The following is a 14,516-nucleotide window of genomic DNA, read 5'->3' as shown; positions in this document are numbered from 1 at the left end:
GCAGGCGAAACCTGGCCGCCCGGAACTACGGCGCGGACTCGCGGATCTTTAGTTCGAACCCGGCCTCCACGTGCACGCCCGCCCCGGATGTCTCGCGCCCGGCGATCCGGTCCAGCAGCAGGCCGATGGACCGTTCCGCGATCTCGTCCATGCCCGGCGAGACGGTGGTCAGGGACGGGGACGCGAACCGGGCTTCGTCGATGTCGTCAAAGCCTGCCACGGCCACGTCCTGGGGCACCTTAACCCCGCGGATCAGGAGTTCGTGCAATGCGCCGAGTGCCAGCACGTCGTTCAGCCCGAAGACGGCGTCGAACTCCACGCCGGATGCCAGGAGGCCGGCCACGGCGGCGGCGCCGGTGTCGCGGCGCCACTCCGCAGGCACCACCAGGGCAGGGTCGAACGCGATGCCGGCTGCCTCCAGCGCCTTCCGGTATCCGTTCAGGCGCAGGCCCCCGCTGCCGGAGGTCTCCCCGGCGTTCGCCCCGATCACGGCAATGCGGCGGCGGCCGCCGGCCAGCAGGTGCGCCGTGAGCGCCGCCGCGGCTTCCCCGTTCTTCATCGTGACCAGGTCGAAGCGGGGATCCATGATGTGCTCGCCGAGCATCACCAGCGGCTTGCTGCCGGCACGCGCGGAAATGGCCTCCGCGTCAACCATCAGCGGCGTGAACAGCAGGCCGTCGGTGAGCTGCCGGAACGTCCCCTGCAGGGCGCCCAGTTCAGCGGCCGCTTCCGCGTCGGACTGCTCCACCAGCACCCGGTAACCCCGGCGGGAAGCGGCCTTCATCAGCCTGGACGCCAGCTCGGCGTAGTACGGGGCGGAGAGGTCGGACAGGACCAGCCCCAGCATGGAAGTCTTGCCGGACCGGAGGCTGCGCGCCGTGAGGTTGGCTTCGTAGCCCAGCTCCGCAATGGCATCCTGCACCCGCTGCTTGGTGGCCGGACGGATGAATTCGTAGTCGTTCAGGACGTTGGAAACGGTCTTGAGGGAAACGCCCGCCGCCCGTGCGACGTCGTTCATGGTGACTGCCATTAACGTTCTTTTCCTGCTTTCGCCGCTGCTTTGGCGGCCTGCTTGCTGGCGCGCACTTTTGCCAGGGATTCCGGGTCCACGATGTCTGCCACTGACAGGTAGCTGCCGTCCTCACCATAGTGTCCCGCGGCTTCACGCCATCCCGGCGCATTCAGGCCGCGCTGCTTGCCCAGGAGGGCCAGGAAGATTTTCGCCTTCTGCTCGCCGAATCCGGGCAGGGCCTTGAGGCGGCGCAGCACCTCGGCCCCGTCCGGTGACCCTTTGGTCCAGATGGCCGCGGCGTCCCCGTCCCACTCGCTCTGGACGGCCTCGGCCAACGCCTGCACCCGGGCGGCCATGGAACCGGGGAAGCGGTGTACGGCGGGCCGTTCCTTGAACATCTCCACAAACGCCTGGGGGTCCTGCGCGGCGATGGCCTCCGGCTTAAGCGACCCGATCCGGCTGCGGATCTTCTCGGGCCCGGCAAAGGCCGATTCCATCGTCACCTGCTGGTCCAGCAGCATGCCGGTCAGCAGGGCGAAGTCGTCCTCGCTCAACAACTTGTCCGCGGCGGGATCGCCCGTGATGTGCAGTTCCATGCCGTCCATCCTCCCACCTGCGGCCCGCCGTCGTCATAAGGGCGCCCGTGCCCTCCCGCCCCCGGGAGGGGTCAGCTGTCTACGGACAGCCGGATCATGGACCAGGACACGGCGGGGAGTTCGGCGGTGAGCCTCCCGCCGTCCACCTTCACGGTGCCGTTTTCCGATGGCAGGACGGAGGTGGAATCGTCGGCGCTGGCCTGCCAGTACGGGTCCTTGTTGGCGTAGGTCACCGCCTCCAGCAACCGGACATCGCCCAGCCCGGCCACGGCTGCGTCAAGCGTCAGTGCCTGGCCGGCGGACCGGTTGACGGCGAACACCACGGCTTCGCCCTTGTCCGCGTCATACGTGGCGACAGCGGACAGGGCGGCGACGTCAGTTGTCGTGCCGCCGCTGACCAGTGGGGATTCGACGGCGAGTTGCAGGACGGTGCCGGAGGCGTGCCGTGAGGTCAGGGCGAAGGGGTGGAAGGTGGTCTGCTTCCAGGCGCGGCCGCCCGGCTCGGTCATGATGGGGGCGATGACGTTCACCAGCTGCGCCAGGCTGGCGGAGTGGACGCGGTCCGTGTTGCGGAGCAGCGTGACCAGCAGGTCCCCCACGACGACGGCGTCCGCCACCGTGTAGGTGTCCTCCAGCAGGACGGGGGCCACGGGCCAGTCCTTGCCGGTGGGCACCTTGGACTCGTCGCGGCTCATGTGCCAGACGTTCCACTCGTCGAAGGAGATGTTCACCTGCTTGGAAGATTTCTTGACCGACTTCACATGGTCGATGTGGCTGACGAGGTCGCGGATGAAGGCCTCCATCTTGTGTCCCGCGGCGAGGTGTTCCTGCAGGTCGCCGAAGTCCTCGAAGTACTGGTGCGCCGAGATCAGGTCCACCAGCTCGTAGGTCTCCGTCAAAACCACGCGTTCCCACTCACCGAAAGTCGGCATGGTGGGCCCTGAACTGCCGCAGGCCACCAACTCCACGTCCGGCTGCATCATGCGCATGGCACGGGCAGTGTCGGCGGCCAGGCGGCCGTATTCCAGCGCGTTCTTGTGGCCGATCTGCCAGGGGCCATCCATTTCGTTGCCCAGGCACCACATCCTGATGCCATAGCCGTCCCGGGCACCGTTCGCCTGGCGCTGGCCGGCCAGCGCCGTGCCGGCGTCGATGTTGCAATACTCCAGGAGGTCCAGCGCCTCCTGGACCCCGCGGGTGCCCAGGTTCACCGCCATCATGGGTTCAACGCCGGCCTTGGCGGACCACGTGGCGAACTCGTCCACGCCCACCGTGTTGGGATCGGTGGAGTGCCAGGCCAGGTCCAGGCGCACTGGCCGCTGGTCAACCGGGCCCACCCCGTCCTCCCAGCGGTAGCCGGACACAAAGTTGCCGCCGGGGTAGCGGACGGTGGATACCCCCAGTTCGCGGGTGAGCGCGAGGACGTCCCTCCGGAACCCGTCGTCGTCGGCATCCGGGTGGTCCGGTTCAAAAATGCCGGTGTAGACGCACCGGCCAAGGTGCTCAACAAAGGCACCGAACGTACGACGGCGGACCGGCCCCACGGTGAACGACGGGTCGACGGTGATTTTTGCTGCGGCGGGTTCTGGCTGGGTCACGAAGGCATCCTCGGCTTGGTTTCTACAACGTTATAGAAACTATTGTTGGGGGGCCCGCCTCGGGAGTCAAGTGCTCCGTTGACCGGGCGGCAGCGCGGCCTCACCCCTGGGTCGCCAAGCGACCCGCTTCCCACCTGCGGCAACACGCCTGAGGGGTTTCCGCAGGGCGCGCCCAAGTACTCCCTAATCGGAAAAACAGGTACTGGTTACGCATCCACTGGGGGCTGGACGGCCATTAGGTTTTTCACAGAGACAAGACCTGTTCTGCTTTCCGGTACTTGGCTCACTAGGGGGTGTGAGACTGGCAATGCATGCACGACAGGTAAACCCAGGCTTCCCGGTTCATAGGACCCGGGTACTAAGCGGGGCCGGCGACGAGGAGTCCTTTGAGACCAAGGGCTCTCCCCCAGCCGTCGCCGGCCCTCTTTCCGCAGCGAACGCCCGCAGGACGCGCGTGCCCCATCCGGAGCCGCGCGGCCGTGAACGCGGTGCACCCCGAAACCCCGCCCTCGTGCTGGACCTGGTCAACGACGCCCAGACCCTCTCCGATTCCCTTAGGCTGCTGGTGGCCGCCTCGGCTGACCATGTGGCCGCCACCGCCGGGATTGACGTGGGCTGCGGCCTGGTGCTGCACCAGCCCAAGCGGACTCCTGCCATAACGGGCACCACCGGTGAAGTAGTGCGGATGCTGGACTGGGAACGGGAAATGGACGAGGGGCCGGTAACTGACGTCATGTCAGGCGGGCACCCCGTCGCGGTGCTCCAGCGGAACGGGGATTTCCGGTGGCAGCACTATTCGTCGCAGTTGCAGTTATCAGGGTTCGGCAGTGCCCTTGCCGTACGGCTCCGCCTGGAAGCGGACCCCGCGGAAGATGACCAAACGATCGGCACCAGTGGCCCCGGCCGGACCGCCGCCGCACTTGCCTTCTTCGCGCACGACTCGAAGGCCTTCCCGCTGCAGGCCATCGCCGAGGCACGCACCTTTGCCGCCCTGGCAGCCAAGAGCCTGCAGATGGCCATCAACCTGCACTCCGCCCGCTCGCTGGCCACCGACCTCCGTTCGGCCCTGGACAGCCGCACCTCCATCAACGTTGCCTGCGGCGTGATCATGGCCCAGAACAGGTGCTCGTACCAGGAGGCCTTCTCCATCCTTGCCAAGGCTTCCAGCCACCGGAACATCAAGCTGCGCAAGGTGGCGGAGGAACTGCTGGAGCGGTTGCCGGAAGGTGCCCCGCACTCACACTTCGGCGGCTGACCGCGTCAGGATGACAGGGTGCCCCTGGCGATGCTCACGCTGGAGTGCGCAGGATTGCCGTCCATCGGTTCGTCGGAAACATCCACCACCGGGTACTGGGAGAGGTCCAGGCCGGTGGGCACCTGGAACGTTCCGGATGTGGAGTTCATGACGCCCAGGCTGACCAGCCGGGAAAGGTCCGGCGCAATCAGCCACACCTCCTGGTAACCCTTGGCTTCATCCTTGTCCAGGCTGATTTCCAGGTTGCGGGAACCGTCGGGCGCCGTCACCACCTTGGCCGATCCTGCGGCGGAGTGCTGCGCCAGCGGCGCCAGCTGGGCAGAGGCCAGCTGCTGGGGCTGGGGCGGACGGGTCAAGGTCAACACCGCACCAACCACCACCAGGACGGCTGCGGCTGCAGCTGCCACCCACGTACCGGGGCGCTGCCACCAGGCACCTTTGGTCCGCCGGCGGACAGGGATAACGTTCGACGGCGGCGCGTCCACAGGTGCGGCCGCCGGACCCACGCTGTTTCCCTTGGCGGCGTCCGCCGCCAGCGGATCCTCCCGCACGGACCCCGAAAGGCCCAGTTCCCGGTGGATTCCAGCCCATACCTGTGGCCCGGGCACGGCCAGGCGGCTGGTGTCCGGTGCGGTCTTCACCGCGTCCACCGTGCGGCGCAGGGCGGCAAAATCGGCGGCGCACTCGGGGCAGGCAGCCAGGTGCTCCCGGGCACCCGGGTCCTCCCAGCCGTCGTAAAGTGCCAGGAGGCTCAACTGTTCCGGATCAAGATGCGGCATGGTCTACCTCCAATCTGCTTCGCAGGTGCGACAGGCTCCGGCGGATGTGGCTCTTGACCGTACCAAGGGGAAGGCCCAGTTTGCGTGAAATCTGCTCGTGGGTCAGGTCCTCGTAAAAGGCGAGCTTCATGATGGACCCCTGGGGCTCGCCCAGCCTCTCCAGTTCGCCGTCCAGGAGCAGCCTGTCCGCCAGCATTTCCGCCGCCTCTGTTCCCGTTCCGGCGTCTTCTCCCATACCGGCTCCGGCCGCGGCGAAGGCCTTGCGTGCTTCCCGGGCTGCCGCCGAATGGGCATCGGTGATGGCGTTCCGGGTGATTCCCACGATCCACGCCGGCAGCCTGGCCACTTGCGGGTTGAAGGTACTCCGCGAACGCCAGGCCCGGATGAAGACCTCCTGGGTCACGTCGTCCGCCGCTGCCCTGTCCGGCAGGGAACGCAGGGCAAGGGTGTGCACCAGGGGCGCGAACTCACGGTAGGCCGCTGCCAGGGCGTGCTCATCCCCGGCCAGGAAGGAGTCGGTCAGTGCGTCATCCCATCCGCGGAAAGCGTGCCCGGGAAGCGTCACAGGCAACTCCTTCCCGGCGTCGGCGCACGAGTTACATGGCTGGCCACCGGTGATGCAGAAACCAGGTTCATGCAGGAACTGCGGTGACAATGACATTGTCGCTGTAGTCCATCCGCTCGTCCAGCCATCGGCCGCCGCAGGTGACCAGCTTGAGTTCGTGCGGGCCGGACCGGCGGAACAGGGCGCCGCCGTCGAACTTGTCCTTTGCCATCAGTTCCACTCCCACCACCCGGTAGGCGAGCGGCGCGGCCCCATCCCGGCCCACGCGGATGAGGATTCCCGGCGAGAGGGACTTCAATGCCGAGAACGGTGCCCGGTCGGACGTGGTGTCGATATGGCCGGCGATGACGGCGGTTCCCTCGGCTGCTCCCGGGGCCGGACCGAATTTGTACCAGGCCGCCCGGTCGAAGGCGTCAGGGATTTCCATCGCTCCCCCGCCGGAAACTCCCCCGGGCACCACCGGCATGTCGATGGCAGTGCCCGCCACGGTCAGTGATGTTGGTGCCGGCGCCACCGCCGCGGCGGTTGGAGCCGCGGGCCGGACCGGGATGGCCCCGGTGGGAGGTACAGCGGAGCCGGCAGGGGCCGGCGCCCCCGGCGAGGGCGCCGGCTCGTGAGAGCCGGTTGCCGCGGCAACCGTGGAGGGGGCCGGCTGCCCGGCAGAACCGGTGGGACCCGCAGAACCAGTGTGACCGGGGGAACCAGTGGGACCGGCAGGACCGCAGCCGGACAAAACCAACGCGGCAGCCACCATCGCTGCCGCCGCGCCGCCTGCCGGATGGCGACGGCGGTACCCGGGTGCCGGCGTCGTGCCTGCCATCATGCCTGCCGCCTCCCTTCCATGTATGCCGGCCATTGGCGGGGCCGGTGCAGGGGCCCGTCCGTAGCCGGCCGGGCCCCTGCGGTGTGGTCCTTCAGCGGGCGTCTGGCCCGGTTACAGTTCCGCCCGCCGTGCGCGGACCGCGCGGGCTGCGCCCACCGCCCCCGCGAGGAGGGCCAGCGCTGCCAGGCCAAACCCGGCGGTGGCAACGGCAGGGCCCGCTCCACCGGCATCCGCGGACCCGTCAAGGGCACCCGGCACAGAGGCCGGTGCGGAATGCAGGCCCTCGATGGTCTGGACTGCAAGCTTCAGGTTCTGGTCGGCCAGGCTGCCCCAGGCGTAGACGATGGTGTGGGTACCTTCAGCCACCGCCACGTCGGCCGGGCCGATCACCGGGGTGGTGGTGCCTGCGGCAGCCACCGCGGCCGGGACGGTGCCGGGATCCAGGGTCAGGGTCTTTTCGTTCGGGTTGGCCAGGTTGGTGACAACGGCGGTGCCGCCTGCCAGGACATCGACGGCGGGGGCTGCGGCTGCGTGCCGGACCGTCAGTTTGCCCTTCCCGGCGGGAATTTGGGACACGTCGTTGGTGAACAGGCTGGCGGTGGGCTTGCCATCGGCGCCGAGGTGGGCTGCGGCCGTGTAGTTTCCGTTGGCGGCAAGGGTGACGCTCACCGGACCAATGGCCGGCGCGGAGGCGTTGGCGGCATCGGCTGCCGTGATGGCGATTTCGTAGGTGCCGGCCGGAAGGGCCAGTGGCCCTGCAAGGGTTCCGGGGGCAAAGTCATCCAGGGTGCGGTCACCGTTGACCCAAACGTCCACGGTCAGTCCGGGAACGCCATGCAGCACGGACAGCTGGGCATCGCCGTCTGCTGCGTGGGCGGGACCGGCCAGAGCGATTGCGGCTGCAATGGCTGCTGCACCGGCACCTGCGGTGAAGATTTTGTTGCGCATGTCCATCTCCTTGAACGGCCCGGCTGACGGGCGTTTTTTGCTGACACTCCTACTACCGGCGCAGCCCCGAATTTGGATGCAGAATCATGGAGATTTTTTTGGCACTTGGTGCCGTCCGCCTAGGCGCGCGCTGGAGCGGCGGTGCTGGCACGCAGGACCAGCTCCGGCGGGACCACAGTGGAGCTCACCGCGGCACCCGACTCGATTTCCTTCAGCATGATGTCCATGCAGCGGCGTCCCAGCTCCTCGAAGTCCTGGCGGACGGTGGTCAGCGGCGGCGTGAAGTACCCCGCCTCCGGCTGGTCGTCGAAGCCCACCACGGAGACGTCGTCGGGCACCCTGACCCCCGCCTCGGTGAACGCGCGCAGCAGGCCCAGTGCCATCTGGTCGTTTCCAACGAAGATGGCGGTGGCCCTGAGTCCGGAGGCCAGCTTGCGGCCGATCGCGTAACCGCTGCCAGCGCTCCAGTCCCCCTCAACCAGCAGGGAATCATCCAGGCCGGCATCCCGGAGGGCAGCACGCCACCCCTCCGCGCGCTCAGCGCCGTCCGTCCAGTCAGGCGGCCCGGCGATGTGCCCGATCTGCCGGTGGCCCTCACTGATGAGATGTTCGACGGCGAGCCTGGCGCCCGCACGCTGGTCCACCATCGCGCCGCTGACGGAAGCGCTGCCGGCCGAGCCCACTGCCACCACGGGCACGGGAAGATTCATCTGCTCCAGCACTGCGAGGGTGTCCGAGTGCGGCACCAGCACGGCGATTCCGTCCACGGCCTGGTCCATGAAGTGGCCCACGGCGTTGGAGATGGCATCCCGGCTGATTTCCCGCAGGGCCGCGATACTGACAAAGTAACCGGCGTTGCGGGCGGCATGTTCAACCCCCAGCAGGGTGTTGGCCGGGCCGTACTGCGAAAGCTCGCTTGCCAGCACGCCAATGGTCTGCGAGCGCCGGGTGACCAGGCTCCGGGCCGCGGTGTTGCGCCGGTACCCCAGTTCGGCAATGGCGGCCTCCACCTTTTCCCGGGTCGCCTTGCTGACGTTGGGATGGTTGTTCACCACCCGGGAGACGGTCTGGTGGGAGACCCCCGCCACCTTGGCCACGTCTTCCAGGCGCGGCATCCGGCCCTTGCTGGTATTTGCCATGAGCCTATTGTGCCTGTTGCAGCCCCCGCGGCGGCGTCCCCGGGCGCCGGCACAGCGCGCCTGAATCCTTGCGCGGCAGCGGAGCGATGGGAAGGATGAAGCTTATCGACTTGCCAGCGAAGGAGCCGTGAGAATGACCAAATACCTGATCTCGTTTCCCAGCGGCGCCATGGACATCCCGGATGGTGGCCTGCAGGCCGTAGCGGACGCCGCGCATGCCGTGGTCCAGGAGGCGAAGGATGCCGGCGTCTGGGTGTTCGGCGGCGGCATCGACGAGCGCGTTCCGCCCGTGATGGTCGACGGCGACGGTACGGTGAGCGAAGGCACCTACCCCCAGACGGCGCAGATCGAAGGCGGCTACACGGTGCTGGAGCTGCCCGGCTACGAAGCCGCACTGCACTGGGCCGCGAAGATCGCCGCGGCCTGCCGCTGCGCACAGGAAGTGCGCGCCTTCCAGTACGATCCCGCCAGCTGACCCATCAAGCCCCGCCAAACCATGCCTGCGGCGACCCCTGCGGACCTGGAGTATCCGTTCACCGGCCCCTGGCTGGTGCAGAATTCTCCCGCCAACCGGATCCCCAGCCACGGGACGCGGCTTTTCGCCACGAGCCACGCCATCGACTTCACCCCGCTGGACCGGAACGGGCGGTCTGCGCCGGTCACCCTGGCGTCGCTGTTCCGGCCCGAGCCGCCGGAGCAGTTCGTGGGGTTTGGCAGGGCTGTGACAGCCCCGGCCTCCGGTATTGTCCTCGCCGCCCATGACGGGGAGCCGGACCATGCCGCCTTCCGCGGCTTTCCATCCATTCGTTACGCCGCTTCGCAGGCCAGGCGGGCGCGGGAGGGATGGCCGGGCCTTGCAGGCAACCACGTGATCATCGGGAGCGGCGCGGTGTTCATCGCCCTGTGCCATCTGCAGCGCGGGAGCGTCTGCGTCCGGCCCGGCAAGCCGGTTGAGTGCGGGGAGATGGTGGGCCGCTGCGGCAACTCCGGCAACAGCACGGAACCGCATCTGCATGTGCAGGCCATGGATTCCGCCGATCCAGCCCGGGCTTCCGGCGTTCCCCTCTCGTTCCCCGGCGGACTGCCGCGCAACGGGACCATCGTGCATGCCTGAGGCGGGGGTTACCAAGGGCCGGAGCAATGGATGGGACCGGTCAGGGCCCGGCGGTGTGGGATCCCTTGCCCGCACACGTGCTACACGAGCAGGATGGACGCATCGAACGGTTGGGAAAAGGCGGGGGTCATGCGCTTGGTTCAGGTCGCTCAACACGCCAGTGATCTGCAGCGGGCAGCGGAGTTTTACAGCGCCTTGCTTTCGGCAAGATACACGGCCGTGTTCGATCCGCCCGGGCTGCTGTTCTTCGACCTTGACGGCGTACGGCTGTTGCTGGAGCAGGGCGCGCCGAGTTCGCTTCTCTATCTTGGCGTTCCCGATGTGAAGCGCACTGTGGAGCAACTCAAGGGCCGGGGAGTGGAAATAGTGGCCGAACCGCGGGTGATCTTCAGCCACGACGACGGCCTGCTGGGGCCCGCCGGCACGGAGGAGTGGATGGCATTCATCCGGGACAGCGAGGGAAACACCCTGGGGCTGGTCAGCCAGATTCCCCCGGCATCGCCATCCCGGCCGTGAGGCACCCAAACGCTTGCAGGCCGGGCCCGCGGACGCCCGCGCAATAGTTGGCCACGGCCCTGAAACCACCGGCAGGCCAGAGGCTGGATGCCTCTGACCTGCCTAAATGGTGGGCCCTGTGGGGCTCGAACCCACGACCCACGGATTAAAAGTCCGATGCTCTACCAACTGAGCTAAAGGCCCCTGCCGGCCAGCCAAACACGCTGTGTCTGCCCATCCGGCCCAATCCATTTCTGGACGTTAATACTCTAACCCATGGTTCCGGCGGCTTCGCACATGGCCGAGGCGCCGTCGTCGGACGCTTTCATCCTCCTTTTGACGCCTCTTCCCGCAGGTGAAGCCGGGTGCCGCAGACGCTCGATTTCCGCCGCGGCACAGGAGTAGCGTGGGGGCATGAGCGAGCAAGCAGGAACCAGTCCTTACGGCGGCAGCAACCGGCACCACAAGCCCAAGCCTTTCGCCCCGATGGATTTCGAGCCCTTCGCCGGCGGGGCCGATCCCGCCCGCGTCTCGGAGGCCGCCCACCTCGCCGCGCAGGCCCTGGTCCGCCACGGCCGGGACAGCGATGATCCGGTGGTCACCGAACGCCTCGTGAAGCTTGCCGACGAACAGGGCCTGGAGGCCATCGCCGAGATGTGGGCCGAGAGCCCGGCCCGCTCCCTTCCCGGCGCCCTATGGCGGCTTTACGCGCTGCGCGCTGCTACGGTCCAGGATCCGGAACGCATCTCCGTGTATTTCCGCGCGGGCCGGGACACCGCGCAGGTCTCCAACGTGGTGGCCGGCGCGGCTGAACCACCCGGCGCGGAGGAAATGCGCACCATGGCCGACGCAATCCTTTCCGGCGCGTTCGACGGCGATTTCGACGTCGCGCTGGAACGGTCCGCCGCCTTCTGCCGGGTGGTGGCGCTGGGCCAGGCCACCCTTGCCGACGGCGCCGAACACGCCAACGAGGCACACGCCAGCAAGCTGACCCGCAACTCCCACCAGTTGGTCAAGACCGCCGAGGACCTGGAGCACGCCGCCAACGCGTGGCGCCTGGGCGAACTGGACTGAGTGGCCGCCGGGACCGGGTAACCGGCCGTACAGGGCTGGTTGCTCGAGCCTACCCGGCACCCTCTGGCCCTTATTTTCGGGACGAACAAGGGCGCCGCTGTCAAGATTGACTTGGGCCGGGTGAAGTAGAAGACTGAAACCGGTGCCGAGCCGCGAAACCCCCGGGCTTCAACAATTAGCCGCCTAGAGCGGCCTACCGCCGAGAGGCGTATCCGGTTCGGCACCATTTTTCTGCCCTCTTCCGGGTGGACAATTCAGAGGTGCTCTTTCGGGCCGGTAGAGTAGGCGACAGTTGCGCGCCGGAGTCAAGTCACACGGCAGCGACCCCCGCCTTGATAAGTCCCCGGAGACCGGTAAACACGTGAAGCTGCGCCTTTTCCCCCAGGAGCCCGCAGGGCTGAACCTGCTCTCGCAGATGGCACAACAGATCGTGCTGGCCACCGCCACCCTGGCCGAAATCCTTGGCGTACCCGCGGACGAGCACGGCAACCTCGTGGAGGACATGCACAACCTCGAGGCCAAGTCCGCCGAACTGCATTTCGCCCTGCTGACCCACATGCGCACCAGCTTCGTGAACCCGCTCCCCCGCGAGGACATGTACGCCCTCTCCCGGTACCTCAACGAGGCCATGGAGAAAATGGATGCCGCCGCGGAACTGGTGGCGCTGTACAAGCTGGACCGCCTGCCCAAGCGCGCCGCGGACCAGCTGGAGATCATCAGCCGGCAGGCCGAGCTGACGGTCGACGCCATGTGCAGGCTCAACAACCTGGATGACCTTGAGGACTACTGGATCGAGATCCTGCGCCTGGCCAAGCGTGCCGAGCGGACCCACCGGGTTTGGGTGGCGGACATGATCGCGGACATGAAATGGGCGCAGTACTCGCGCAACCGGGACATCGCCAACCAGCTGGTGGAGGTCACCAAGGACATGCGGCGGGTGGCCACCCAGGTAGGCAGCATCATCGTCAAGGAATCCTGAGGTGGCGGCAGTCATCTTCGCGGCGGTGGTCCTGCTGGCGGCGGCGTTTGCCTTCCTCAACGGCTTCCGCGATGCGTCCACCTCAGTGGCCCTTGCCGTCCGGAACCGGGCCCTCACCCCCAGCGTGGGCGTGCTCCTTGCCGCGTTCTTCAACTTTGTCGGCGCCCTGGTGAGCGCCCTGCTTGCCGTCGCCGCCAGCCAGACCTGGATCCATCTTCCCGCCGGGGCCGACGGGCTCACCATCCTGGTGGCCGGCCTGGCCAGCGCCTGCGCCTGGGGGCTGCTGATGTGGCGGCGGGGCATCCCCGCGTCCTCCACCCACGCCCTTGTTGGTGGTCTTGCCGGCGCAGGCCTTGCCAGCCTTGCCATCGGCGGCCCGGGGGTTGCCGGGGTGGACCAGTCGCTGCTGTTCCAAGTGGTGCTGCCCCTGGTGCTGTCCCCGCTTGTGGCCTACAGCGGTTCCTTCCTGCTGGTGTATCCGGCCACGTGGGTGGCCCGGTACACGCAGCCCAATGTGGTGAACCAACGCTTTCGCAGGGGCCAGGCCGTTGCGGCCGGCGCGGTGGCCTTTGGCCACGGCCTGCAGGACGGCCAGCGCGTCAGCGCGGTACTGCTGCTGGCCCTCCTGGCGGCAGGCTATTCCGACGGCGGGATCCCCGTGTGGGTGGCAGGACTCTCCGCAGTAATGATGACCGCCGGGACGCTCTTCGGAGGTTGGCGGATCTCGCACACCATCGGCTACAAACTCACCAGGATCGACCCCCTGCGCGGATCGGTGGCCCAGACCTTCAGCGCACTGATGCTCTTTGTGGGCGCCATCGGGCTCCACTGGCCGCTCTCCACCACCCATACCGTCACCGCCGGGGCCCTGGGCGCCGGGGAGAACCAGAATTTTTCGGTAACGAACCGGAAGCTGGTGATCAGGATCCTGTGGCTCTGGGCCCTGACGCCCCTGGCCACCTGCGCCCTGGCCTTCGTGCTGGCCCTGGCCCTGTCCCCCGTTTCTGCCTAGCCCACCCCTGTCGAATCCACCCCCGGTGGGCCCTGGCAGCGGAGGGTGGAGCTCCCCTGTACAGGGGCACCCCCGTGACGTAGATTCGAAAAAAGCGCCCCGGGCCAAAGGTGCGGGGACCGGCGTCCGGGCCGCGTGCAGGGCCGCGGACGGGCAACCGCTGCAGCAACACGGCGGCTTGGATGCACACAGCGGAAAAGAGCAGGCGTCATGTCTTCCCCGTATTTCCGGCGCCCCCTGCCACAGCCACGGCAACTTCAGTGCGAGGCCTGCGGAACCGGGCACCAGCTGACCATTCATGCCATCACGTCCATCGGCGCCGCCGGCGGGGACCTTGTCACGGTTTCCTACACCTGCAACGACTGCAACCTGTTCCAGGAACACAGTGCCTTCGCTGCCGACGTGGCGGCCGCCCTGAACCAGGTCCGCTGGATGGCGAAAGTGATCCTCTTCGGGGACGAGTACATCCACTGCGGCTGCCCCATGGAGGAAGCGGAACACGAGGTTGAGCGGCTCTGCTATCGCAGCAGCAACACGGGCAGTGGCCTCAACGCGGTGTCCCTGCCCACCCGGGTCCTGCGCTGCCATTGCGGATTCCAGCTGGAAGTTCCGGAATAAGCCCGCCCGGGCCCGGGCGGGCGCCGGTCAGAGCTGGATGGCGGCCGGGCCATCGGTTTCGGCCATCAGGACGGCCGCGAGCTCCTCGGCGGTCAGGTTCGCCGCGGTGCAGAGTTCGTGGTGTGCCACTCCGGCCGCGGAAGCGTTGCGGACCGCCTGGTGCAGGGACTGCAGGGCGTTGTCCAGTTCCCACTGCATGCTTTCGAGGTGGGAGCTGGTGCGCCACACCTCCGACAGGACATCGCCCTCTTCCTCAAGGCCGGCCGCAGCCAGCCCGAGGTGTGGTTGAAGCTCAGGGGCCAGGGGGCCGGCGGCAAGGGGTCCTGCCAGGCCGGCGGCTGCGGCAAAGCCCTCCACGGGCAGCACGGCATCCCGGGCCGGTGCGCCCGGCCCGGGGACGGACACCGTAAGCTGTGGGCCCAGGGCGTTGCTGGCCGTCTGCGTCATGGCGAAACTCCTTTAGCTGACTTACTACTAGATTCAAAAGTATCTAGATGAGCGTACTAAAC

17 protein-coding genes and 1 tRNA gene are annotated in these 14,516 nt (G+C 67.8%); 8 read left to right on the top strand and 10 right to left on the bottom strand.

Going from position 1 to position 14,516, the window contains the following annotated elements; translation table 11 throughout:
• Positions 1-25: 25 nt before the first annotated feature.
• The 3 genes from ACEN9K_RS02520 to arfA all read right to left on the bottom strand — a co-directional run bounded on the left by ACEN9K_RS02520 (position 26) and on the right by arfA (position 3,206).
• Positions 26-1,030: a LacI family DNA-binding transcriptional regulator gene (locus ACEN9K_RS02520; protein WP_018770910.1), complete on the bottom strand. Its 1,005-nt coding sequence runs from the start codon at positions 1,028-1,030 to the stop codon at positions 26-28.
• Positions 1,030-1,617 (bottom strand): HhH-GPD-type base excision DNA repair protein, encoded by a 588-nt coding sequence (locus tag ACEN9K_RS02515; RefSeq protein WP_018770911.1) that lies wholly within the window; start codon positions 1,615-1,617, stop codon positions 1,030-1,032. The genes ACEN9K_RS02520 and ACEN9K_RS02515 overlap by 1 nt, the downstream gene beginning before the upstream one ends.
• Positions 1,618-1,679: 62 nt before the next feature.
• Positions 1,680-3,206: an arabinosylfuranosidase ArfA gene (arfA, locus tag ACEN9K_RS02510; RefSeq protein WP_018770912.1), complete on the bottom strand. Its 1,527-nt coding sequence runs from the start codon at positions 3,204-3,206 to the stop codon at positions 1,680-1,682.
• A 454-nt stretch (positions 3,207-3,660) separates the two neighbouring features.
• Here arfA and ACEN9K_RS02505 point away from each other — a divergent pair, with 454 nt between their 5' ends.
• A complete protein-coding gene (locus ACEN9K_RS02505) occupies positions 3,661-4,461 on the top strand; it encodes an ANTAR domain-containing protein (RefSeq protein ID WP_495635129.1) in 801 nt (266 codons plus the stop codon).
• A gap of 5 nt (positions 4,462-4,466) precedes the next feature.
• On the opposite strand, the gene ACEN9K_RS02500 is transcribed toward ACEN9K_RS02505, so the two are convergent.
• The 5 genes from ACEN9K_RS02500 to ACEN9K_RS02480 all read right to left on the bottom strand — a co-directional run bounded on the left by ACEN9K_RS02500 (position 4,467) and on the right by ACEN9K_RS02480 (position 8,715).
• Entirely contained in the window at positions 4,467-5,240 is a 774-nt protein-coding gene (locus ACEN9K_RS02500) for an anti-sigma factor domain-containing protein (RefSeq protein ID WP_495635128.1), read from the bottom strand.
• Positions 5,227-5,805: an RNA polymerase sigma factor gene (locus ACEN9K_RS02495; protein ID WP_018770915.1), complete on the bottom strand. Its 579-nt coding sequence runs from the start codon at positions 5,803-5,805 to the stop codon at positions 5,227-5,229. Before ACEN9K_RS02495 ends, ACEN9K_RS02500 begins: the two co-directional genes overlap by 14 nt.
• A gap of 67 nt (positions 5,806-5,872) precedes the next feature.
• A complete protein-coding gene (locus ACEN9K_RS02490) occupies positions 5,873-6,628 on the bottom strand; it encodes a class F sortase (RefSeq protein WP_495635127.1) in 756 nt (251 codons plus the stop codon).
• A 111-nt stretch (positions 6,629-6,739) separates the two neighbouring features.
• The gene (locus ACEN9K_RS02485) at positions 6,740-7,576 is read right to left on the bottom strand and encodes a DUF4397 domain-containing protein (RefSeq protein WP_056388339.1); all 837 of its coding nucleotides are present in this window, start codon (positions 7,574-7,576) and stop codon (positions 6,740-6,742) included.
• 119 nt (positions 7,577-7,695) lie between these two features.
• On the bottom strand, positions 7,696-8,715 hold the full coding sequence (locus ACEN9K_RS02480) for a LacI family DNA-binding transcriptional regulator (RefSeq protein ID WP_018770918.1): 1,020 nt from the start codon (positions 8,713-8,715) through the stop codon (positions 7,696-7,698).
• 133 nt (positions 8,716-8,848) lie between these two features.
• On the opposite strand from ACEN9K_RS02480, the gene ACEN9K_RS02475 reads away from it, so the two are divergent.
• The 3 genes from ACEN9K_RS02475 to ACEN9K_RS02465 all read left to right on the top strand — a co-directional run bounded on the left by ACEN9K_RS02475 (position 8,849) and on the right by ACEN9K_RS02465 (position 10,345).
• Entirely contained in the window at positions 8,849-9,190 is a 342-nt protein-coding gene (locus ACEN9K_RS02475) for a YciI family protein (protein ID WP_488315233.1), read from the top strand.
• Positions 9,191-9,211: 21 nt separating this feature from the next.
• Positions 9,212-9,829: a M23 family metallopeptidase gene (locus ACEN9K_RS02470; protein ID WP_268002442.1), complete on the top strand. Its 618-nt coding sequence runs from the start codon at positions 9,212-9,214 to the stop codon at positions 9,827-9,829.
• Positions 9,830-9,958: 129 nt separating this feature from the next.
• Positions 9,959-10,345: a VOC family protein gene (locus tag ACEN9K_RS02465; protein WP_018770921.1), complete on the top strand. Its 387-nt coding sequence runs from the start codon at positions 9,959-9,961 to the stop codon at positions 10,343-10,345.
• A 107-nt stretch (positions 10,346-10,452) separates the two neighbouring features.
• On the opposite strand, the gene ACEN9K_RS02460 is transcribed toward ACEN9K_RS02465, so the two are convergent.
• A tRNA-Lys gene (locus ACEN9K_RS02460) sits at positions 10,453-10,528 on the bottom strand.
• 210 nt (positions 10,529-10,738) lie between these two features.
• On the opposite strand from ACEN9K_RS02460, the gene ACEN9K_RS02455 reads away from it, so the two are divergent.
• The 4 genes from ACEN9K_RS02455 to ACEN9K_RS02440 all read left to right on the top strand — a co-directional run bounded on the left by ACEN9K_RS02455 (position 10,739) and on the right by ACEN9K_RS02440 (position 14,007).
• Positions 10,739-11,398, top strand: a complete 660-nt coding sequence (locus ACEN9K_RS02455) for a hypothetical protein (RefSeq protein WP_018770922.1) — start codon at positions 10,739-10,741, stop codon at positions 11,396-11,398.
• Between the two features lie 361 nt (positions 11,399-11,759).
• Positions 11,760-12,377 carry a DUF47 domain-containing protein gene (locus ACEN9K_RS02450; protein ID WP_018770923.1) on the top strand — a complete coding sequence of 206 codons (618 nt, stop codon included), beginning with the start codon at positions 11,760-11,762 and terminating at the stop codon, positions 12,375-12,377.
• A gap of 1 nt (position 12,378) precedes the next feature.
• A complete protein-coding gene (locus tag ACEN9K_RS02445; RefSeq protein ID WP_018770924.1) occupies positions 12,379-13,389 on the top strand; it encodes an inorganic phosphate transporter in 1,011 nt (336 codons plus the stop codon).
• A 210-nt stretch (positions 13,390-13,599) separates the two neighbouring features.
• Positions 13,600-14,007: a hypothetical protein gene (locus ACEN9K_RS02440; protein ID WP_056388345.1), complete on the top strand. Its 408-nt coding sequence runs from the start codon at positions 13,600-13,602 to the stop codon at positions 14,005-14,007.
• A 27-nt stretch (positions 14,008-14,034) separates the two neighbouring features.
• Here ACEN9K_RS02440 and ACEN9K_RS02435 read toward each other — a convergent pair whose 3' ends face one another.
• A complete protein-coding gene (locus tag ACEN9K_RS02435; protein ID WP_018770926.1) occupies positions 14,035-14,454 on the bottom strand; it encodes a hypothetical protein in 420 nt (139 codons plus the stop codon).
• Between the last annotated feature and the right edge of the window lie 62 nt (positions 14,455-14,516).

The sequence above is a fragment of the Pseudarthrobacter sp. Pseusp20 genome, assembly GCF_059492155.1.
This window is presented reverse-complemented; position numbering and strand designations above follow the sequence as displayed.